Genomic DNA, 19,759 nt, shown 5'->3' with positions numbered 1-19,759 from the left:
AACTCGGACTGATGAAAACCCGCTGGGTTTTATCCGTGGCGCCATGATAGCGAAGTTTTTCCTGGCTTCTTGTTCAGCATTTGCGCTGGGCAAAGGCCTTACCCTGGCCCTAAAGCATGAAATCAAAAAGCCATCACCCACCTCAAGACACTTGCACTAGAGCCATCAGCAGCCTCTATCAATGCTGTCGATTGTTACCATTATCCTTATGAACTTTTCTCTGGCGCTCCCGGGCGTAGCATTGGCTCCGTACCCACTTTCCAGCCCCCCAGAGGAGCACCGAAATCATGAAACGCCACCTGCTGACCCTGACCCTGTCCCTGCTTGCTGCCAACGCTTTTGCCCTGCCGGCCGCTGAACAGCACCTGACCGCCGAATCGCGTTCCAGCACCGCAGAAATCGCCCAGCCGCTGAAAACCGTTGCCGAAGGCGGTTCGGATCGCTTGATCGAACGCACTGGCCGCGTAGCCGAAGGCGGCTCCGACCGCTTGATTGAACGCACTGGCCGTGTAGCCGAAGGTGGCTCCGATCGCCTGATCGAACGCACTGGCCGGGTTGCCGAAGGTGGCTCCGATCGCCTGATCGAGCGTGCTGGCCAAGTCGCCGAAGGCGGTGCCGACCGTTTGATCGAACGCGCTGGCCGTGTAGCTGAAGGTGGCTCGGATCGCCTGGTTGAACTCAGCCGTGTGAGCTGATCGCCATGGTCGAAAAGAACAACCTGCAGCACATTGCCTGCTCACCTCCAAGCCCGGTCCATTGACCGGGCTTCGTTTTTTTAACTAGAGTGCCCAGCCTCGACCGACACAGAATCCTGCCCCCATGCTGCCGCGCGCCGAACAGAAGCTACAGACCCGCCAGGCCCTGCTCGATGCAGCCTGCCAGCTCATGGAGAGTGGCCGTGGTTTCGGCAGCATCAGCCTGCGCGAAGTGGCGAAAACGGCGGGTATCGTACCGACCGGTTTCTACCGGCATTTCCCCGACATGGACGCACTGGGCCTGGCCCTGGTGGCCGAGGTCGATACCACCTTCCGCCAGACCATCCGCCTGGTGCGCCAGAACGAATTCGAGTTTGGTGGCATTACCGACGCCTCGGTACGCATCTTCCTCGACGTGGTCGCCGCCCACCGCGCCCAGTTCCTGTTCCTGGCCCGTGAGCAATACGGGGGCTCGCAGGCGGTCCGCCAGGCGATTGCCCGCCTGCGCCAGGACATCAGCGACGACCTGGCCACCGACCTGGCACGCATGAAGCGCTGGCAGCACCTGGACGCTGCGGCACTGGCGGTGATGGCCGACCTGGTGGTGAAGACCGTATTCGCCACCCTGCCGGAGCTGATCGACAGCCCCGACGCGGGTTATCCACAGGCCCTGACCGCGCAGGAAAAAATCACCCAGCAGTTGCGCTTCATCTTCGTCGGCGCACGCCATTGGCAAGGCTTGGGTAACCCGAGCTGATCTGTTGGCTATGCGGGCCTCTTCGCGAGCAGCTCGATCACCTGTGGGAGCGGGCTTGCCCGCGAAGAGGCCCGTGTAAACAACCCAAAACCCCAGTTCTGCTACCATGGCGCACTGCCCGATTGTGACGAGCGCTTTCATGTCCGACCCCCGCCCCACTCCGCCCGAACTGGCCCGCTTCAACCAGCACTTCGCCGAGCGTATCGTGCCGCTGTGGCAAGGCCCGGGCTGGAACGACGAAATGGCCCTGCCCTTCGAAGCCCTGGACGCCCAGCACCGCCCATTGCCCGTGCAACGCTACCGGGCGATGGCCTGCGCTCGCCAGCTGTACCTGTTCAGCAGCCGCATCGAGCAACCCGGCGCGGCAGCGCGAGCGGCGGCGTTGTTCCGTTCGTTGCAGCGGCATTTTCACGATGCCGAGCACGGTGGCTGGTTCTACAGCATCGATGCCGAAGGCAAGCCGCTGGACCGCCGCAAAGACCTCTACACCCATGCGTTCATCGTGTTTGCCTGCGCCCATTACTGGGGCAAGGTTCGCGAGAGCCTGGTGGAGTCTGCACTGAACGCTGCCCTGGAAATCATCAGCGAGCAGTTCGCCCGCGACGACGGCCTGTACGAGGCCAGCCTGGGTGAAGACTGGTCCGACCTGGGCAGCGGCCCGCTGCAGAATCCGCAGATGCACCTGGCCGAAGCGTTCCTGCAGGTGCTTGCCGTGCGTGAGGATGAAGGCGTGCAGCAGGCCCTGCTGCACATGTGCGAGGCCCTGCAGGCGCAGTTCATCGAACCGCAGCATGGCCTGATGCTGGAAAAGCCAAATGGCGCTGTGGATAACTGGTTCGAACCGGGTCATCAGTTCGAGTGGTTTTACCTGCTCGATACCTCGCCCCTGCTACGTGGCACGCCACTGCATGGCTCCATTGCCCGCGCCTTCGAATACGCCGAGCAGTACGGGGTTAAAGATTCGGCGGTGCTGTCGATGCTCGCGGTGGACGGCAAGGTGCTCGATGCCACCCAGCGGATCTGGGCCCAGGCGGAGTACCTGCGGGCGCTGGCGTTGCGGTCAGGGAATGAGGCGAAACTGGCTGCGCAATTGCAGGCGATGGAGCAGCGGTTCCTGCATGACGGCGGCTGGTATGAGTGCCGAGATGGCGAGGGCGCGGTCAGCCGACATGACATGCCTTCCACTACGCCTTATCACTTGGCGACTTGCCTGGAAGGGCTTCAGCGCTTGCAATGACCTGACATTTTTACCAGTTTCCGTTCTCGTGTCGCGTTGATAGCGTAAGGGCTCCATTGATAGGAGTTGACCATGAGCAATGAAACGCTGAAGGCTCACTTCCAAAAGGAAATTGCTGCTACCGAAAAGGATGTCGCGACCTCGAAGCTTGAGAAGAACAAGCTGCTCCACGAGCAAAAGCTGGGCCTGCTTTCAAGCCTGCTGAGGTATGCCGAGGGGCACCCAACCAGAGAAGATGCCATGCTCGCTGATGTCGTCAACGATATGCTGCAAGCCTTGCACCTTCTCGATTCAAACAAAACCTTCCGCGACCACTGAAAGCCGTGAAGCAGCATGGGCAGGCTTTTTACCCGCCCATGCTGCTGATCAGCCCTTGACCGACCGATCGATCGAGAACCCTGCCCAGTCCTGGCTCACTGGCATCAGCTCCAGGCTGTTGATGTTGATGTGCGCCGGCTGGTTGAGAATCCAGAAGATGGTCTCGGCAATATCCTGCGGCTGGATCGGCTCGGCACCTGCGTAGGTGGCGTCGTACTTGGCCTGGTCGCCACCGAAACGCACCAGCGAGAACTCGCTCTCGCACAGCCCCGGCTCGATGTTACTGACGCGCACGCCCGTGCCGCGCAGGTCGCAACGCAGGCTCAGCGAGAACTGCCCGACGAACGCCTTGGTGCCGCCATACACGTTGCTGCCCGGGTAGGGGTAATTGCCCGCCACCGAGCCGACGTTGAGGATCGACGCGCCACGCCCGTGGGCGATCAACCGAGGCAGCAGCAGGCGCGTGGTGTACATCATGCCCTTGATGTTGGTGTCGACCATGGTTTCCCAGTCGTCCAGGCTGCAGTTCTGCGCCGCATCCACGCCCAGGGCCAGGCCGGCGTTGTTGACCAGGCCACGCAGTTTATCGAACCCAGGCGGCAGGTTGCCGATGGCCGCCTCCATGGCTTTGCGGTCGCGTACATCGAGCACCAGCCCGTGCACCTCGGTCTGGGCTGACAGTTCTGCGCACAGCGCATCCAGGCGCTCCTTGCGGCGACCGGTGAGGATCAGCTTCCAGCCGGCCTGTGCAAAACGTCGGGCGGTGGCCTCGCCGAAACCGGAAGTCGCGCCAGTGATGAATACGGTGGACGTCATGCTGTGTTCCTCGCTGTGGATTATTTTCGGCAGGGTTTGCAGCATGCCTTCGTACCACGCAGGCAGCAAGCCATTGAAGCCATTGGTCAAAAAATGATCACACCTACCAAAGCCGCGTAGCAGAGGGCTTCGCGCCAGCTATGCGCACGTTATCCACAAGGCTTTCCCCACGGATTGGGGGCAACTTATCGTGCTCGCGGAACCCTTTCAGCGATCCACGGTCGGTGGATATCTCTGAGGTGATGGCGCAAGGCTTTCAACCATGCCGCTTGCAGCGGTCTGTCCAAGGTTTTTGCACAGACTTACCCACAGGTTTTACGAGGCATCGGACGCAGCAGCCTGTGAGTAAAAAACCGTGAAAAATCATCCACAAGGGCAAAGCGAACAAAAAATGATCAACGCCCTACAAGGCATGAAAACAAAGGGCTGTAGCGAGGTGCACCCATGTTTTCCACAGGCGGTTCCACATTATCCGTGGGTAAAACAAGGCTGTGGAAACAATGGCTTGCGAAGGGTTTTTGGAGAGGCTAAAGAAGGCTGTGCGACAAGTTGTCCACATTCGGCTTGAAGCACTGAGGCCGCTGTGCGGCCCCAGTGTGACCACTCAGTGCCCGCCCAAATAGGCGCTGCGCACTTCCTCGTTCACCAACAACTCCTGGCCGGTGCCCGTCATGCGGATCTGCCCATTGACCATCACATACGCCCGGTCCGACAACTTCAGCGCATGGTTGGCATTCTGCTCAACCAGGAAGATGGTCATCCCAGTCTTGGCCAACTCACGCAAGGTGGCGAAGATCTGCTTGACCACAATCGGCGCCAGCCCCAGCGATGGCTCATCGAGCAGCAACAGCTTCGGCCGGCTCATCAGCGCGCGGGCAATGGCGAGCATCTGCTGCTCGCCCCCCGACATGGTCATGGCCCGCTGGGTGCGCCGCTCCTTCAACCGCGGGAACAGCTCGTACATCCGCTCCATGTCCTCCTTGGCGTATTTGTCGCCAATCGGGATGGTGCCCATCATCAGGTTTTCCTCGACGGTCATGTCGGGGAACACCCGCCGCCCCTCAGGTGACTGCGCAATACCGTTGGAAGCGATGTAATGCGACGACTTGCGGGTGATGTCTGTGCCCCGGTAAACGATGTGCCCCGAAGACGCGCGCGGCTGGCCGAAAATCGACATCAGCAAGGTCGATTTGCCGGCACCGTTGGCACCGATCAGGCTCACCGTCTCGCCTTCGTTGATGTGCATCGACACCTTCTTCAGGGCCTGGATCGGCCCGTAGAACACATCCAGCTCCTTCAGCTCGAGAATGGGTGCACTCATACCAGTTCCTCTTCGTCTGCACCCAGGTAGGCGGCAATCACCGTCGGGTTGTTGCGGATTTCCTGTGGCGCGCCTTCGGCGATCACGTTGCCATGGTCAAGCACGACGATATGGTCGGAAATGCTCATGACCATGCCCATGTCGTGTTCGATCAGCACCACGGTGATGTCGTGCTCGTCACGCAGCACGCGGATCATGCCACTGAGCGCCTCGGTTTCCTGCGGGTTGAGGCCGGCAGCCGGTTCGTCCAGGCAGATGATCTTCGGCCGCGTGCACATGGCCCGGGCGATTTCCAGGCGACGCTGCTGGCCATAAGACAACTCACCGGCCAAGCGGTTGGCGCAATCGACCAGGTCGACCACCTCCAGCCAATAGAACGCATGGTCGAGGGCATCGCTCTCGGCCTTGCGGTAGGCCTTGGTGTTGAGCACCCCGGCCAGCAGGTTGCGGTTGACCCACATGTGCTGGGCCACCAACAGGTTCTCCACCACCGACATTTCCTTGAACAGGCGAATGTTCTGGAAGGTCCGGGCGAGGCCGGCGCGGTTCACCAGGTGGGTGCCGCCGAACATCTTGTAGTACAGGCGGTTGGCAAAGCGCGCGGGCGAAACGAAGTCCGTCGCCTGGAAGCGCTCGCCGAGCAACTGGATGACGTTGGTCTGGCTGCCGCGCACGTTCAGTTCGATACGCCCGCCGCTGGCTTTGTAGAAGCCGGTCAGGCAGTTGAACACCGTGGTCTTGCCCGCACCGTTGGGGCCGATCAGCGCGAAGATCTGGTTGCGCCGGACCTTGAGGCTTACGTCACTCAGCGCCTTGATGCCGCCAAACTGCATCATCAGGTTGTCGACCGACAGAATGATATCGTCGTTCATGGCGCCACTCCTTTACGCGGGACCACACCGGCACGGCTGATGCGGATCAGCCCACGCGGTCGCCAGATCATCATCAACACCATCAATACGCCAAACAGCAGCACGCGGTACTCGGAGAAGCTACGCAGCAGCTCTGGCGCCACGGTCAGCACGAACGCTGCGATCACCACACCGACGGTCGAGCCCATGCCACCCAACACGACGATGGCGAGGATCAGCGCCGACTCGAAGAAGGTGAACGACGACGGGTTGACGAAGCCCTGGTACGTGGCGAAGAACACGCCCGCCAGGCCCGCGGTGGAAGCCCCCAGGGTGAACGCCGAAAGCTTGACCAGCACGTGGTTCAGGCCCATCGAGCGGCAGGCGATCTCGTCTTCACGCAGGGCTTCCCAGGCACGGCCAACCGGCATGCGGGTCAACCGGTGCTTGATGTACAGCACTGCCAGCACCACCAGGAACAGCACGGCGTAGATGAACACGAACTTCAGGTTGGCGTTGTAATCGATGCCAAGAAACTCATGGATCGGCACCCCACCGTCCTTGGCCCGGCGGCCGAATTCCAGGCCAAAGAAGGTCGGCGACGGTGCCGGCATGCCGTTCGGGCCGCCCGTGAACGACAGCCAGTTGTTCAGCACCAGGCGGATGATCTCGCCAAAGCCCAGGGTCACGATCGCCAGGTAGTCACCGTGCATGCGTAACACCGGGAAGCCGAGTATGCACCCCGCCAGCGCCGCCGCGATCGCCGCCAGCGGCAGCACGCTCCAGAAGCCCAGGCCCAGGTACTGGTAGCCCAACGCCAGGCCGTAGGCGCCGATGGCGTAGAACGCCACGTAACCCAGGTCGAGCAGGCCCGCCAGGCCGACCACGATGTTCAGGCCAAGGCCCAGCAACACATAGATCAGGCCGAGGATGACCACGGTCAGCAGGTACTTGTTAGCAAAGATTGGGAAGACGATGGCAATCACCACCAGCGCCGGGATGATGTAGCGCAGCCGCGACTTGTAGTCCGGCGCGTTCACATGCACGCCCGAGCCACCGTTGTCGAAGCCTTGGAGCATGCGCCGCCCGGCGCCCGTCTGCAGGTACAGGCTGAGCAGGAAGCGCCCGACCATCACCCCGCCAACCAGCCACGCCACGCGGCGGGGTTCGGCATTGAAGCTGTAGCCGTCGAGCACCACGCCGACGACCGGGCCAAAGACAATGAGTGCCAGCAGGCCGGCGACGAAGGTCTCCAGCAGGCTGCGTTTGAGGTCGAAACCATTGGTTTCGGAAACAGGGGCAGTTTTGGCAGTGGACATGTTCACACCTTAGCCACAAGCGGGCGACCCAGCAGGCCCTGGGGACGGAAGATGAGGATCATCACCAGCAGCGAGAAGCTGAATACGTCCTTGTAGTCGGAGTTGATCAGGCCAGAGAACAGCGACTCGGAGATGCCGAGGATGATGCCGCCGAGCATGGCCCCCGGTAGCGAACCGATGCCGCCCAATACCGCCGCCGTGAACGCCTTGATGCCGATGATGAAGCCGGCATAGAAGTCGAAGGTGCCGTAGTTCATGGTGATCAGCACGCCCGCCAGTGCGGCCATGACTGCACCGATGACGAATACGTAGGAAATCACCCGATCGGTGTTGATGCCCAGGATCGAGGCCATCTTGCGATCTTGCTGCGTGGCGCGGCACATGCGGCCGAGCTTGGTGTACTTGATCACATAGGTAAGCAGGCCCATGCCGACGAATGCGGCAATCAGGATGAAGATCTTGGTGTAGGTCAATTGCACGAAGCCGGTGCCGACTTCTACCCGCAAGGCGCCTTCAAGCAGGGTTGGCACGCCTTGCTGGCGGGCGCCCTGGCTGATCTGTGCATAGTTTTGCAGGATCAGCGAGATGCCGATGGCACTGATCAGCGGTGCCAGACGGGTGGAGTTGCGCAGGGGTTTGTAGGCGATGCGTTCGATGGTGAAGCCATAGACGCCCGTGACGACGACGGTGAACAACAGCGTGCCCAGCATCAGAAGCGGGAACGATTCGACGCCGAAATAGGCCAGCAATGCCAGGCTGATCGCCGCGAGGTACGCGGAAATCATATACACCTCGCCGTGCGCGAAGTTGATCATGCCGATGATGCCATAGACCATTGTGTAGCCGATGGCGATCAGGCCATAGACCGACCCGAGGGTCAGGCCGTTGACCAGTTGCTGCAGAAAAATACCATCCATAACGCAATCTCACCTGATTGAGATTGCACGAGCGCCTACCACGGCGGGCCCTGAATGCAGCGGCCCTCGCAGCGCAGAACTGTGCAGATCTACGGATAAAGACAGGTACCGCGGGGCTGCAGCCCGGGGCAGTAAGCACCCGGGCCGGTAGCCGTTATTATTTTTGTTTTTCCAGCTGGTGGTATTTACCGTCTTTGTCCCACTGGTAGACCACGTAGTCGGAGACGGTCAGGTCGCCCTTGCTGTCCCACTTCTTCTCGCCCATGACGGTCTTGACCGGGTTGGCCTTGAGCCATTTGGCGGCGTCTTCGCCTTTGTTCGACTTGGCACCGTTGAACGCGGCGGCAAGCGCCTGCAACGAGGCATAGGCGTACAGGGTGTAGCCTTCAGGCTCGGTGCCGTTCTTGCGGAACTCTTCCACCACGGCCTTGCTGTCCGGCAGCAGGCGCGGGTCGGCGCCGAAGGTCATGTACACGCCATCGACGTACTGTGCGCCACCCGCCGTGGACACCAGTTCGTCGGTGACGATGCCATCATCGGACATGAACTTGACGTCCTTCAGGCCTTGCTCACGCAGCTGGCGTACCAGTGGGCCGGCCTCTGGGTGCAGGCCACCGAAATAGACCACGTCGGCGCCGGTGGAGCGGATCTTGGTGACCACGGCGCTGAAGTCTTTCTCGCCGCGGGTCAGGCCTTCGTACAGCACAGGCTTCACGCCACGCTTCTCGAGCTGCGCCTTGGTGGCATCGGCCAGGCCTTGGCCGTAAGTGTCCTTGTCGTGCAGCACGGCCACCTTCTTGCCTTTGAGCACATCGACGATGTAGTCACCGGCAACGATGCCCTGCTGGTCGTCGCGGCCACACATGCGGAACATGGCGGAAAGGCCGCGCTCGGTCACCTGCGGGTTGGTCGAGCCTGGGGTGATGGCGATCACACCGGCTTCGTCGTACACCTCGGAAGCAGGGATGGTGTTGGAGGAGCAGAAATGGCCCACCACGCCTGCCACTTTGTCCTGGTCGACCAGGCGGTTGGCCACGGCCACGGCTTGTTTCGGTTCGCAGGCATCATCGCCCTTCACCAGGACGATCTTCTCGCCGTTGACCCCACCTTCGGCGTTGATCTTGTCGGCTGCCGCCTGGGCACCTTTCATGTACTGCTCGCCAAACGCTGCGTTGGCACCGGTCATCGGGCCTGCGACGCCGATCTTGATGTCGGCCTGAACATACGAAGAAATACCCAGTGCCGTAGCGACGGCCAGAGCCAGGAAACCTTTCTTGTAAAACGTCTGCGACATGAGGTGGTGCTCCTAGAGTTTTTTTTGGTTGGCACTACAACTTCTCAACCCTGTGCTCAGAGCAAGGGCCGTGCCATTGGTTTTGTATTCCGGGAAATCACACAGCCAGGGCGGCTGGCAGGCGACCGACGGCCTTTTCTTTATTGAGCGTGCAACCGTCTGCCGCGCGGCAGGCGCCACCACACGTACAGACAAGGAGCAACCGTGAAGTGCCATCATTGCAACCCTGGCAAGTGTTTACGTGCAACCGCCCTGTAACAGCCGACGTCACCGAAGTGCACACCGCTGGTGCGCGACTGCTACAGGCAGCACTGTTTCAAGGCTAGCGGGTGCACGGAAAAACACCTCTGTTTTGGCCGTTATGCCGGCCAGATGGGAGCGGGCTTGCCCGCGAATGGGCCGCAGCAGAAACATGAAAATGCAAAAGGCTGGCACAATGGCCGCCATTCGCCGCTTCCGGAGCCACCCTTGATGAGCGAGAGCGCATTCGCCGAGCGCATCGTGCACAACCTGCTCGACACCGACTTCTACAAACTCACCATGATGCAGGGTGTGCTGCACAACTACCCGGACGCCGACGTGGAATGGGAGTTTCGCTGCCGCAACGGCGAAGACCTGCGCCCTTACCTCGGCGAGATCCGCAACCAGCTCGAACTGCTCAGCGACCTGACCCTGGATGAAGGCCAACTGGGCTTTCTGGAACGTATCAGCTTTCTCAAGCCAGACTTCCTGCGGTTTCTGCGCCTGTTCCGCTTCAACCTGCGTTACGTGCGCATCGGCATCGAAAACGATCAACTGTTCCTACGCCTGCGTGGCCCCTGGCTGCACGTGATCCTGTTTGAAGTGCCCTTGTTGGCCATCATCAGCGAAGTGCGCAACCGCCACCTGCACCCGCACATGCGCCTGGCCGAAGCCCGCGACCAGCTGTACCGCAAGTTTGACTGGCTGCGCGCGCATGCCAGTGACGACGAGCTGGCCGACCTGCAAGTGGCCGATTTCGGCACCCGCCGGCGGTTTTCCAGCCGTGTTCAGGAAGAGGTGGTACGGGTGCTGCGTGATGACTTCCCGGCCCGTTTCGTGGGCACCAGCAACGTCGACCTGGCATGGAAACTGGATATCAAGCCGCTGGGCACCATGGCCCACGAATGGATCATGGCTCACCAACAGCTCGGCCCGCGCTTGATCGACAGCCAGAGCGCCGCACTGGACTGCTGGGTACGCGAGTACCGCGGCCTGCTGGGCATCGCCCTGACCGACTGCATCACCATGGACGCCTTCCTCGGCGATTTCGATTTGTACTTTGCCAAGCTGTTCGACGGCCTGCGCCACGATTCGGGCGAGCCAGTGGCCTGGGCGGAAAAAGCCATCGTTCATTACCAGAAGCTGGGTATCGACCCGATGACCAAGACCCTGGTGTTTTCCGACGGCCTCAACCTGACCCGTTCGCTGGAAATCTTCCGCGCCCTGCGCGGCCGCATCAACGTCAGTTTCGGCATCGGCACCAACCTGACCTGCGACATACCGGGTGTGGCGCCGATGAACATCGTGCTTAAAATGACCGACTGCAATGGCTCGCCGGTGGCGAAAATCTCTGACGAGGCGGCCAAGACCCAGTGCCGCGACGAGAACTTCGTTGCCTACATGCGCCACGTTTTCAAAATCCCCAGCAAGGAGTAACCCATGCAAGCCGTTCAGCGAGAGATTGCCCAAGCGCTCAAGGTGCAGCCACCGTTCGCCGATGCCGCCGCGCTCGACAACGAAGTGGCTCGGCGCGTGGCGTTCATCAAGGAGTGCCTGGCCAATGCCCGGCTCAAAACGCTGGTACTGGGCATCAGTGGCGGTGTCGACTCACTGACCGCTGCCCTGCTTGCCCAGCGCGCGATCAACGAGCTGCGTGCCGAAACCGGCGATAAGGCCTACACCTTCATTGCCGTGCGCTTGCCCTATCAGGTGCAGCATGACGAGCATGACGCCCAAGCGTGCCTTGACGTGATCAAGGCCGATGAAGTGCACACCGTCGACATTGCCCCGGCAGTGAAAGCGTTGGCAGCTGAGGTGGTGGAACTGAAAAACGGCTCGCCAACATTGGTGGACTTTGTTGTCGGCAACGTCAAGGCGCGTACCCGCATGGTCGCCCAGTACACCATCGCTGGCGCCCGTGCAGGCCTGGTGATCGGCACTGACCATGCCGCCGAAGCGGTGATGGGCTTCTTTACCAAGTTTGGTGATGGTGCCTGCGACCTGGCCCCGCTGAGCGGGCTGGTGAAAAACCAGGTACGGGCCATTGCGCGCCGCTTTGGTGCGCCGGAATCGCTGGTGGAGAAGGTACCGACAGCCGACCTGGAAGACCTTGAGCCGGGCAAGCCGGACGAGGCGTCACATGGCGTGACGTATGAGCAGATTGATGCGTTCCTGCAGGGGCAGCCGGTTGATCAGGCAGCGTTCGACATCATCGTCGCGACCTACCGCAAGACCCAGCACAAGCGCGAACTGCCGTTCGCCCCTTGAGGGCCTGGGGCCGCTTTGCGCCCCAATCGCAGCGCAAGGCTGCTCCTACAGACGATTGCATTCCCCTGTAGGAGCAGCCTTGCGCTGCGAATGGAGGGCAAAGCCCTCCCCTTACTCAATTACTTGACGACAACCTTGCCCTTCATCATCGCGATGTGGCCCGGGAAGGTGCAGAAGAAGCTGTAGTCGCCACCGGCTTCCAGCTTGGACGTGTCGAACTTCACTTCGGTTTCTTTCTCCGGCGCACCGATCATCGCGGTGTGGGCGATGATGTTGGCGTTGTCTTCTTTCAGGTAGCCCTTCTCGATGCCCTGGCTCATGCCTTCGGTGGCAATCGCCTGCATGTCAGCAGTCTTGCTGATCACCAGGTTATGGCCCATGACGTTCTTCGGCAGGTTGCCGGAGTGGGTCAGTTTGACGGTGAACTCCTTGCAGCTCTTGTCGACGGTGAATTCCTTGGTGGTATAGGACATCTGGTCCGTCGATTCGACAGTCACCGAGCATTCGGCTGCGAAGACAGAGGCGCTGGCGAGGGTCAGCAGGGATACCGCTACAGCTTTCGCAAACATCATGAATCTCCTTGGCAGGGTTTTATCAATTGCGAGACTGCCTGAAACCGTTCAGCCCCTTTCTGATATGGGTCAAGGGGGTGTCAAGTGGCCAGCCAGTAGAATTGTTCAATGGATTGTATACAACCAATCTAAGGGCACATCATGCCCTTTTATTGGAGGATGGGACAACCTCTCATTTAGGAGCAATACCAAATGCGCATTTCCAGCTTCATGAACAGCCTGCTTGCCGCCTATGCCCAGGGTGCCACGGGTGCTGTCTGCGAATTCTCCCGTCCGGAATGACACCGGCCTTGGAACGGCCATGCATGCGCCGTACCCTGTCATTCTGAATGATTGGAGATGAGCAATGCGTGTACGTTCCGTGTGTGTCTTCTGCGGCGCCAGCATCGGCGCCAACCCTGCTTACCGTGAAGCGGCCGTGGCCCTGGGCCAGGCCATCGCCCGGCGCGACCTGACCCTGGTTTATGGTGGCGGCGCTGTCGGCTTGATGGGCATCGTGGCCGATGCTGCCATGGCTGCGGGCGGCGAAGTGGTCGGGATCATCCCGCAAAGCCTGCTGGACGCCGAGGTGGGCCACAAGGGCCTGAGCCGCCTGGAGGTGGTCGATGGCATGCACGCGCGCAAGGCGCGCATGGCCGAACTCAGCGATGCCTTCATTGCGCTGCCGGGTGGGCTGGGTACGCTGGAGGAGTTGTTCGAGGTGTGGACCTGGGGGCAACTGGGCTATCACGCCAAGCCGCTGGGCCTGCTCGATGTGAATGGCTTTTATGAAAAGCTGGGCGGGTTCCTTGACCATATCGTCGAGGAAGGTTTCGTGCGGCCGCAGCATCGGGCGATGTTGCTGCTGGGGCAGCAGGCGGATGCATTGCTGGATGGGATGAGTGAATTCGTCGCGCCGGTAGCGCCGAAGTGGGTCGACAAGCAGCCGGATTGAACTGAAAGGGGCTGCTGCGCTGTACCTGTAGGAGCTGGCTTGCCTGCGATGGGCCGCAAAGCGGCCCCTTCAAGCCTCAGCGCGGAATAACGGGCTGACGCGGCTTCTTACCCTTGCCGCCACCCTTGGCCGCTTCTTTACGCTCTTTGGCCGCCTGCTGGTTGCGGGCAAATGCCTCGGCCTTGGCCTTCTCACGCTTGTCCCACGGCTTGCTGCCATCGCTGCCACGCGGTGGCAGGCCGGTGTGCTGGGTCAGGATCTTCTGCTCCTTGCCCACCTTGTGGCTGCCAGCCGGCGTCGAGTTCTTGCGGCGGGCGCTCTGGTAGCTGTCGGACTGCGGCTGGTGCAGCGGAATCAGCTGGTGCTTGCCTGGCCCGATCAAATCGGCACGGCCCATGCGCTCCAGCGCCTCACGCAGCATCGGCCAGCCCTTCGGATCGTGATAACGCAAAAACGCCTTGTGCAGACGGCGCTGCTCCTCGCTCTTGACGATCTCCACGCCTTCGCTCTTGTAGGTCACCTTGCGCAGCGGGTTCTTGCCCGAGTGGTACATGGCCGTGGCCGACGCCATGGGCGACGGGTAGAAGGCCTGCACCTGGTCAGCGCGGAAGCCGTTGCCCTTGAGCCACAGGGCCAGGTTCATCATGTCTTCGTCGGTGGTGCCTGGGTGCGCGGCGATGAAGTACGGGATCAGGTACTGCTCCTTGCCCGCCTCTTTCGAGAACTTCTCGAACATGCGCTTGAAGCGGTCATAAGTGCCGATGCCCGGCTTCATCATCTTGTCCAGCGGGCCACGCTCGGTGTGCTCCGGGGCAATCTTCAAGTAGCCGCCCACGTGGTGGGTGACCAGCTCCTTGACGTACTCCGGCGACTCGACCGCCAGGTCGTAACGCAGGCCCGAGGCGATCAGGATCTTCTTCACACCCGGCAAGGCACGCGCCTTGCGGTACAGCTCGATCAACGAGCTGTGGTCGGTGTTGAGGTTTTCACAGATACCCGGGAACACGCACGACGGCTTGCGGCAGTGCTTCTCGATCTCGTGGCTCTTGCAGGCGATGCGGTACATGTTGGCGGTCGGGCCGCCAAGGTCGGAAACCACGCCGGTGAAGCCCGGCACCTTGTCACGCATCTCCTCGATCTCGTGCAGGATCGACTCGTGGGAGCGGTTCTGGATGATCCGCCCTTCGTGCTCGGTGATCGAGCAGAAGGTGCAGCCACCGAAGCAGCCACGCATGATGTTCACCGAGAAGCGGATCATCTCGTACGCCGGGATGCGCTCTTTGCCATAGGCCGGGTGCGGAACACGTGCGTAAGGCATGCCAAACACGTAGTCCATTTCTTCGGTGGTCATGGGGATGGGTGGCGGGTTGAACCACACGTCCACTTCGCCATGCTTCTGCACCAGGGCGCGGGCGTTGCCTGGGTTGGTTTCCAGGTGCAGCACGCGGTTGGCGTGGGCATACAGCACCGGGTCGTTACGCACCTTCTCGAACGACGGCAGGCGGATCACCGACTTGTCGCGGGTCATGCCCGGGCTGTCGAGAATCTGCACCACCTTGGCTTCGTTCGGGTCTTCCACGTCACCTTTGGCTTGCTCGATGGCACACGCCTGGGTGTCTTGGGTGTTGACGTAGGGGTTGATGATCTTGTCGACGCGGCCAGGGCGGTCGATGCGGGTGGAGTCGATCTCGAACCAGCCCTGCGGCGTGTCACGGCGCACGAACGCGGTGCCGCGCACGTCGGTGATGTGTTCGATGCTCTCACCCTGGGACAGGCGCTGGGCGACTTCGACAATGGCCCGCTCGGCGTTGCCGTACAGCAGGATGTCGGCGCTGGCGTCGATCAGGATCGAATGGCGGACCTTGTCCTGCCAGTAGTCATAATGGGCGATGCGGCGCAGCGAGGCCTCGATGCCACCGAGCACGATCGGCACGTGCTTGTAGGCTTCCTTGCAACGCTGGCTGTACACCAGGCTGGCGCGGTCCGGGCGCTTGCCGGCCATGCCGCCTGGGGTGTAGGCGTCGTCGGAGCGGATCTTCTTGTCCGCGGTGTAGCGGTTGATCATCGAATCCATGTTGCCGGCCGCGACGCCGAAGAACAGGTTCGGCTCGCCCAGCTTCATGAAGTCGTCTTTGGACTGCCAGTTTGGCTGGGCGATGATGCCCACACGGAAGCCCTGGGCTTCCAGCAGACGGCCGATGATGGCCATGCCGAACGACGCGTGGTCGACGTAGGCGTCCCCGGTCACGATGATGATGTCGCAGGAATCCCAGCCGAGCTGATCCATCTCCTCCCTGCTCATTGGCAGGAACGGTGCTGGCCCGAAGCATTCGGCCCAGTACTTGGGATAGTCGTAGAGTGGTTTGGCTGCTTGCATGTCAGTGACCGGTTCTGGTGTTCAGGGAAATCGCGGGCGCGGAATATAGCACAAATTTTGATCAAATCCGACGGCAGAGGTCGGATTCATCTGCAATACGCAAACCCTGCGCTTATTCGTCGTCGTCGAAGTTGTACATACCCGGCGCGAGGTTCTCGAAGCGGGTGTACTTGCCGATGAAGGCCAGGCGGATGAAGCCGATGGGGCCGTTACGCTGTTTACCGATGATGATCTCGGCAATGCCCTTGTGCTCGGTTTCCGGGTGATACACCTCGTCGCGGTAGACGAACATGATCACGTCGGCGTCCTGCTCGATTGCACCCGATTCACGCAAGTCGGAGTTCACCGGGCGCTTGTTCGGCCGCTGCTCCAGGGAGCGGTTCAGCTGCGACAGGGCGATGACCGGGCAGTTGAATTCCTTGGCCAGGGCCTTGAGCGAGCGGGAGATCTCGGAAATTTCGTTGGTCCGGTTGTCGCCGGCAGAACCCGGGATCTGCATCAGCTGCAGGTAGTCGACCATGATCATGCCAATTTCACCGTGCTCACGCGCCAGGCGGCGGGTGCGCGCACGCATTTCCGACGGGCTGATGCCGGCGGTATCGTCGATGAACAGCTTGCGGTCGTTGAGCAGGTTGACCGCCGAGGTCAGGCGCGGCCAGTCGTCGTCGTCCAGCTGGCCGGAACGGACCTTGGTCTGGTCGATGCGGCCGAGGGACGAGAGCATACGCATGATCAGCGATTCGCCTGGCATCTCGAGGGAGAACACCAGCACCGCCTTGTCGCTGCGCAGCACGGCGTTTTCCACCAGGTTCATGGCGAAGGTGGTCTTACCCATCGATGGACGGCCGGCGACGATGATCAGGTCGGCTGCCTGCAAGCCACTGGTCTTCTCGTCCAGGTCGGTATACCCGGTGGAGATACCCGTGATATCGCTGTCGGAGTTGAACAGCGTGTCGATCCGGTCGATGGCCTTGGTCAACAGCTCGTTGACCCCTACCGGGCCACCGGTCTTTGGCCGGGCCTCGGCGATCTGGAAGATCTGCCGCTCGGCGTCGTCGAGGATCTCTTCGGCGTTGCGCCCTTGCGGGTTGAACGCGTTGTCGGCGATGTCGGTGCTGATACTGATCAGCTGACGCAACGTGGCCCGCTCGCGAATGATCGCGGCGTAGGCCTTGATGTTGGCCACCGACGGGGTGTTCTTGGCCAGCTCCGCCAGGTAGGCCAGGCCGCCGACTTGCGACGACACGCCCTCCTTGTCCAACTGCTCGTGCAACGTGACCACATCGAACGGATGGTTCAGGTCGACCAGCTTGTGGATGGCGCGGAAGATCAGGCGGTGGTCATGCCGATAGAAATCGCCATCCGACACCTGATCCAGTACCCGCTCCCAGGCGTTGTTGTCCAGCATCAGGCCACCGAGCACAGCCTGTTCGGCCTCGATGGAATGCGGCGGCACCTTCAGGGATGCGGTTTGCAGGTCAAGCTGTTCGGAGGTGGTGATCTCGTTCATGGCCACGAATAAATTCTGGGGGACGAAAAAGACAAAGGGCACGGCCTGTGAAAGACAGGACCGTGCCCGATGTTAACCGGCTGGGCCGCGTGCGGCCAGCCAGTCAGCGCAGCTTAGGCAGCTACGACGACCACACGTACGGTGGCTTCAACGTCGCTGTGCAGGTGCACGGCTACGTCGTATTCGCCAACCTGACGGATGGTGCCGTTCGGCAGACGAACTTCAGCTTTGGCCACTTCAACGCCGGAGGCGGTCAGGGCGTCAGCGATGTCGTGGGTGCCGATCGAACCGAACAGCTTGCCTTCGTCGCCAGCGGTGGCAGTGATGGTCACTTCCAGCTCAGCCAGTTGGGCAGCGCGGCTTTCAGCCGACGATTTACGGTCAGCAGCTGCTTTTTCCAGCTCGGCGCGACGCTCTTCGAACGCAGCCAGGTTGGCGGCGTTGGCAACGGTGGCCTTGCCGAATGGCAGCAGGAAGTTACGGCCGTAACCAGCCTTAACTTTTACTTTGTCGCCCAGGTTGCCCAGGTTAGCGACTTTTTCCAGCAGGATCAGTTCCATTTGGTAAAACCTCTTAACTTTTAACCTTCACCGTTCGCGGAGTCATTCCCCTCAGGGGACTTGCGACCGCGAAAATCAATCAGGCTGTCGACAATGGCCAAAACCACGAGCAACGGATAAATCAGCTGCATGATCAGCGGCAGCGTCACGTACATGCCCACCAGCCAGAAACCGGCCAATCGGCCCTGTGCCACCAGCCCATGCATCAAGGCGATGCCGGCCAGGACGAGCACCAGGCTGGACGCAGAGGCCAGAACGATGAACTGCGGCCCGATGAACGGACCCAGCACCATCATGGCCACCAAAGCCAGCATGGCTACCCGCGGCAACTTCAGGGCGCGAAACTCGCGACCGAAGCCTCCAGGGTTGTACAACGCAGCCTGCCAATAACGCGCCAGCATCAAAGCCAGCACGCTGAACAGCTGCAGCATCACCGCCGTTGAAGCGACCAGCACAGGGCCGATCAGCTCACCGGGGATCACCGGCTTGCCTTCGATTTGTGGCAGGGCTTGTACAAGCGCCTTGGCCAACACTTCGAAGGTTTCACGCAGTACCGTGTCCAGGATGAGGCTGTAAACCAGCCCCAACACAACACTGAACATCAACACCCGGCTCCAGGAATGCCCGGCACGCAACAAGGCGGCCAGCCCCAGCGTCCCCAACAGCACCAGCAAGGTACTGGGGTCGCCAAAGGCCCAGATGGCCACCGCGGGCAAAAGCCCAAACGCGATGACCGTTGAAGCATCCTTGAACCCGCGCCGCAGAAGCACGAGGCTTCCGGCAGCGGCACTCAACCAGAACAACAGCGGTAACACTGCACTGATGACCACCACCAGGGTGGCCTGCACACGACCGCGCATGATGAAATCAGCTAACGCTCGCATGCTTATCCCTTACTGCTTGTCGACGACCCGGTCTCAGCGGCCGTGGCTGTCGGTGTAGGGCAGCAGGGCCAGGAAGCGGGCGCGCTTGATAGCGGTAGCCAGCTGACGCTGATAACGAGCTTTGGTACCGGTGATACGGCTTGGAACGATCTTGCCGGTTTCGGATACGTAAGCTTTCAGGGTGTTGAGATCTTTGAAGTCGATCTCTTTCACGTCTTCAGCAGTGAAGCGGCAGAATTTACGACGACGGAAGAAACGTGCCATGTAATAGGCTCCTCAAAAGGTCCGTGGATTACTCGTCAGCGTTATCGCTGGAGTCGCTGTCATTGCTGTCATCGCCTTCGGCGGAGTCAGCATGCTCAGGACGCTCACGACGCTCACGGCGCTCGCTGCGGTTCTCTTCTGCCTTCAGCATCTCGGACTGACCGGTTACGGCTTCGTCGCGACGGATGACCAGGTTACGGATCACGGCATCGTTGTAGCGGAAGTTGTCTTCCAGCTCGGCCAGGGCCTTGCCGGTGCACTCAACGTTCAGCATCACGTAGTGAGCCTTGTGAACATTGTTGATTGCGTAGGCCAGTTGACGACGGCCCCAGTCTTCCAGGCGGTGGATTTTGCCACCATCTTCTTCGATCAGCTTGGTGTAACGCTCAACCATGCCGCCGACTTGCTCGCTCTGGTCCGGGTGAACCAGAAAGATGATTTCGTAATGACGCATGAATGCTCCTTACGGGTTAGTAGTCTGCCAGAACGCTGGTCAGACAAGGAGTGAATGACACTGTATGTCTTGCCATGGAGGGGAGGCACATGAGCGCCTGCCAGCTCGGCAAGGGGCGCAATTGTAGAGAAGGCGGGGCGGACAAGCAAGGTAATTGGCGATTATTTGAAC

General features: G+C 60.9%; 20 protein-coding genes. 7 read left to right on the top strand and 13 right to left on the bottom strand.

Annotated elements, in window-relative coordinates; translation table 11 throughout:
* Positions 1-287 precede the first annotated feature (287 nt).
* From HU750_RS05195 to HU750_RS05180, 4 genes are all read left to right on the top strand, one after another.
* Positions 288-695: a phage infection protein gene (locus HU750_RS05195; RefSeq protein ID WP_186677382.1), complete on the top strand. Its 408-nt coding sequence runs from the start codon at positions 288-290 to the stop codon at positions 693-695.
* A gap of 124 nt (positions 696-819) precedes the next feature.
* Positions 820-1,452, top strand: a complete 633-nt coding sequence (locus tag HU750_RS05190; RefSeq protein WP_027592554.1) for a TetR family transcriptional regulator — start codon at positions 820-822, stop codon at positions 1,450-1,452.
* Positions 1,453-1,591: 139 nt separating this feature from the next.
* The gene (locus HU750_RS05185; protein WP_186677381.1) at positions 1,592-2,689 is read left to right on the top strand and encodes an AGE family epimerase/isomerase; all 1,098 of its coding nucleotides are present in this window, start codon (positions 1,592-1,594) and stop codon (positions 2,687-2,689) included.
* A gap of 72 nt (positions 2,690-2,761) precedes the next feature.
* On the top strand, positions 2,762-3,007 hold the full coding sequence (locus tag HU750_RS05180) for a hypothetical protein (RefSeq protein WP_186677380.1): 246 nt from the start codon (positions 2,762-2,764) through the stop codon (positions 3,005-3,007).
* 48 nt (positions 3,008-3,055) lie between these two features.
* On the opposite strand, the gene HU750_RS05175 is transcribed toward HU750_RS05180, so the two are convergent.
* From HU750_RS05175 to HU750_RS05150, 6 genes are all read right to left on the bottom strand, one after another.
* A complete protein-coding gene (locus tag HU750_RS05175; protein WP_186677379.1) occupies positions 3,056-3,823 on the bottom strand; it encodes an SDR family oxidoreductase in 768 nt (255 codons plus the stop codon).
* Between the two features lie 604 nt (positions 3,824-4,427).
* Positions 4,428-5,144, bottom strand: a complete 717-nt coding sequence (locus HU750_RS05170; protein ID WP_027592551.1) for an ABC transporter ATP-binding protein — start codon at positions 5,142-5,144, stop codon at positions 4,428-4,430.
* Positions 5,141-6,016: an ABC transporter ATP-binding protein gene (locus HU750_RS05165; protein ID WP_027592550.1), complete on the bottom strand. Its 876-nt coding sequence runs from the start codon at positions 6,014-6,016 to the stop codon at positions 5,141-5,143. Before HU750_RS05165 ends, HU750_RS05170 begins: the two co-directional genes overlap by 4 nt.
* The gene (gene livM / locus HU750_RS05160; RefSeq protein WP_186677377.1) at positions 6,013-7,314 is read right to left on the bottom strand and encodes a high-affinity branched-chain amino acid ABC transporter permease LivM; all 1,302 of its coding nucleotides are present in this window, start codon (positions 7,312-7,314) and stop codon (positions 6,013-6,015) included. Before livM ends, HU750_RS05165 begins: the two co-directional genes overlap by 4 nt.
* Before the next feature lie 2 nt (positions 7,315-7,316).
* Entirely contained in the window at positions 7,317-8,231 is a 915-nt protein-coding gene (locus tag HU750_RS05155; RefSeq protein WP_016489422.1) for an ABC transporter permease subunit, read from the bottom strand.
* Positions 8,232-8,388: 157 nt separating this feature from the next.
* Positions 8,389-9,525, bottom strand: a complete 1,137-nt coding sequence (locus HU750_RS05150) for a branched-chain amino acid ABC transporter substrate-binding protein (protein WP_027592548.1) — start codon at positions 9,523-9,525, stop codon at positions 8,389-8,391.
* Between the two features lie 471 nt (positions 9,526-9,996).
* Here HU750_RS05150 and pncB point away from each other — a divergent pair, with 471 nt between their 5' ends.
* Both pncB and nadE read left to right on the top strand, forming a co-directional pair.
* Positions 9,997-11,202 (top strand): nicotinate phosphoribosyltransferase, encoded by a 1,206-nt coding sequence (gene pncB, locus HU750_RS05145; protein WP_085272316.1) that lies wholly within the window; start codon positions 9,997-9,999, stop codon positions 11,200-11,202.
* Between the two features lie 3 nt (positions 11,203-11,205).
* Positions 11,206-12,033 carry an NAD(+) synthase gene (gene nadE, locus HU750_RS05140; RefSeq protein ID WP_027592546.1) on the top strand — a complete coding sequence of 276 codons (828 nt, stop codon included), beginning with the start codon at positions 11,206-11,208 and terminating at the stop codon, positions 12,031-12,033.
* A gap of 119 nt (positions 12,034-12,152) precedes the next feature.
* Here nadE and azu read toward each other — a convergent pair whose 3' ends face one another.
* The gene (azu, locus tag HU750_RS05135) at positions 12,153-12,602 is read right to left on the bottom strand and encodes an azurin (RefSeq protein ID WP_186677374.1); all 450 of its coding nucleotides are present in this window, start codon (positions 12,600-12,602) and stop codon (positions 12,153-12,155) included.
* A 349-nt stretch (positions 12,603-12,951) separates the two neighbouring features.
* Here azu and HU750_RS05130 point away from each other — a divergent pair, with 349 nt between their 5' ends.
* On the top strand, positions 12,952-13,539 hold the full coding sequence (locus HU750_RS05130; RefSeq protein WP_186677372.1) for a cytokinin riboside 5'-monophosphate phosphoribohydrolase: 588 nt from the start codon (positions 12,952-12,954) through the stop codon (positions 13,537-13,539).
* A 76-nt stretch (positions 13,540-13,615) separates the two neighbouring features.
* Here HU750_RS05130 and HU750_RS05125 read toward each other — a convergent pair whose 3' ends face one another.
* The 6 genes from HU750_RS05125 to rpsF form a co-directional block, all read right to left on the bottom strand.
* Positions 13,616-15,916, bottom strand: a complete 2,301-nt coding sequence (locus HU750_RS05125; protein WP_027592543.1) for a YgiQ family radical SAM protein — start codon at positions 15,914-15,916, stop codon at positions 13,616-13,618.
* Positions 15,917-16,028: 112 nt separating this feature from the next.
* On the bottom strand, positions 16,029-17,426 hold the full coding sequence (gene dnaB, locus HU750_RS05120; protein WP_027592542.1) for a replicative DNA helicase: 1,398 nt from the start codon (positions 17,424-17,426) through the stop codon (positions 16,029-16,031).
* Between the two features lie 113 nt (positions 17,427-17,539).
* A complete protein-coding gene (gene rplI, locus HU750_RS05115) occupies positions 17,540-17,986 on the bottom strand; it encodes a 50S ribosomal protein L9 (RefSeq protein WP_012316464.1) in 447 nt (148 codons plus the stop codon).
* Positions 17,987-18,006: 20 nt separating this feature from the next.
* Positions 18,007-18,870 carry a hypothetical protein gene (locus tag HU750_RS05110; protein ID WP_027592541.1) on the bottom strand — a complete coding sequence of 288 codons (864 nt, stop codon included), beginning with the start codon at positions 18,868-18,870 and terminating at the stop codon, positions 18,007-18,009.
* Positions 18,871-18,903: 33 nt separating this feature from the next.
* A complete protein-coding gene (gene rpsR / locus HU750_RS05105; protein WP_003249563.1) occupies positions 18,904-19,134 on the bottom strand; it encodes a 30S ribosomal protein S18 in 231 nt (76 codons plus the stop codon).
* A gap of 28 nt (positions 19,135-19,162) precedes the next feature.
* Entirely contained in the window at positions 19,163-19,588 is a 426-nt protein-coding gene (gene rpsF / locus HU750_RS05100) for a 30S ribosomal protein S6 (protein ID WP_003249557.1), read from the bottom strand.
* Positions 19,589-19,759 lie beyond the last annotated feature (171 nt).

This window comes from Pseudomonas sp. SWRI50, assembly GCF_014269095.1.
Classification (GTDB): Bacteria; Pseudomonadota; Gammaproteobacteria; order Pseudomonadales; family Pseudomonadaceae; genus Aquipseudomonas; species Aquipseudomonas kermanshahensis.
Note: the sequence above shows the minus strand (reverse complement) of the source record. Positions and strands in the feature narration are given on the sequence as shown.

Excerpts from the sequence above, each read along its gene's own strand:
- nadE (WP_027592546.1), top strand. The coding sequence starts at position 11,206 with ATGCAAGCCGTTCAGCGAGAGATTGCCCAAGCGCTCAAGGTGCAGCCA.
- HU750_RS05195 (WP_186677382.1), top strand. The coding sequence starts at position 288 with ATGAAACGCCACCTGCTGACCCTGACCCTGTCCCTGCTTGCTGCCAAC.
- HU750_RS05175 (WP_186677379.1), bottom strand. The coding sequence starts at position 3,823 with ATGACGTCCACCGTATTCATCACTGGCGCGACTTCCGGTTTCGGCGAG.
- HU750_RS05110 (WP_027592541.1), bottom strand. The coding sequence starts at position 18,870 with ATGCGAGCGTTAGCTGATTTCATCATGCGCGGTCGTGTGCAGGCCACC.
- livM (WP_186677377.1), bottom strand. The coding sequence starts at position 7,314 with ATGTCCACTGCCAAAACTGCCCCTGTTTCCGAAACCAATGGTTTCGAC.
- HU750_RS05150 (WP_027592548.1), bottom strand. The coding sequence starts at position 9,525 with ATGTCGCAGACGTTTTACAAGAAAGGTTTCCTGGCTCTGGCCGTCGCT.
- HU750_RS05190 (WP_027592554.1), top strand. The coding sequence starts at position 820 with ATGCTGCCGCGCGCCGAACAGAAGCTACAGACCCGCCAGGCCCTGCTC.
- rpsF (WP_003249557.1), bottom strand. The coding sequence starts at position 19,588 with ATGCGTCATTACGAAATCATCTTTCTGGTTCACCCGGACCAGAGCGAG.
- pncB (WP_085272316.1), top strand. The coding sequence starts at position 9,997 with ATGAGCGAGAGCGCATTCGCCGAGCGCATCGTGCACAACCTGCTCGAC.
- HU750_RS05180 (WP_186677380.1), top strand. The coding sequence starts at position 2,762 with ATGAGCAATGAAACGCTGAAGGCTCACTTCCAAAAGGAAATTGCTGCT.
- HU750_RS05170 (WP_027592551.1), bottom strand. The coding sequence starts at position 5,144 with ATGAGTGCACCCATTCTCGAGCTGAAGGAGCTGGATGTGTTCTACGGG.
- HU750_RS05165 (WP_027592550.1), bottom strand. The coding sequence starts at position 6,016 with ATGAACGACGATATCATTCTGTCGGTCGACAACCTGATGATGCAGTTT.
- HU750_RS05155 (WP_016489422.1), bottom strand. The coding sequence starts at position 8,231 with ATGGATGGTATTTTTCTGCAGCAACTGGTCAACGGCCTGACCCTCGGG.
- rplI (WP_012316464.1), bottom strand. The coding sequence starts at position 17,986 with ATGGAACTGATCCTGCTGGAAAAAGTCGCTAACCTGGGCAACCTGGGC.
- azu (WP_186677374.1), bottom strand. The coding sequence starts at position 12,602 with ATGTTTGCGAAAGCTGTAGCGGTATCCCTGCTGACCCTCGCCAGCGCC.
- dnaB (WP_027592542.1), bottom strand. The coding sequence starts at position 17,426 with ATGAACGAGATCACCACCTCCGAACAGCTTGACCTGCAAACCGCATCC.
- HU750_RS05185 (WP_186677381.1), top strand. The coding sequence starts at position 1,592 with ATGTCCGACCCCCGCCCCACTCCGCCCGAACTGGCCCGCTTCAACCAG.
- rpsR (WP_003249563.1), bottom strand. The coding sequence starts at position 19,134 with ATGGCACGTTTCTTCCGTCGTCGTAAATTCTGCCGCTTCACTGCTGAA.
- HU750_RS05130 (WP_186677372.1), top strand. The coding sequence starts at position 12,952 with ATGCGTGTACGTTCCGTGTGTGTCTTCTGCGGCGCCAGCATCGGCGCC.
- HU750_RS05125 (WP_027592543.1), bottom strand. The coding sequence starts at position 15,916 with ATGCAAGCAGCCAAACCACTCTACGACTATCCCAAGTACTGGGCCGAA.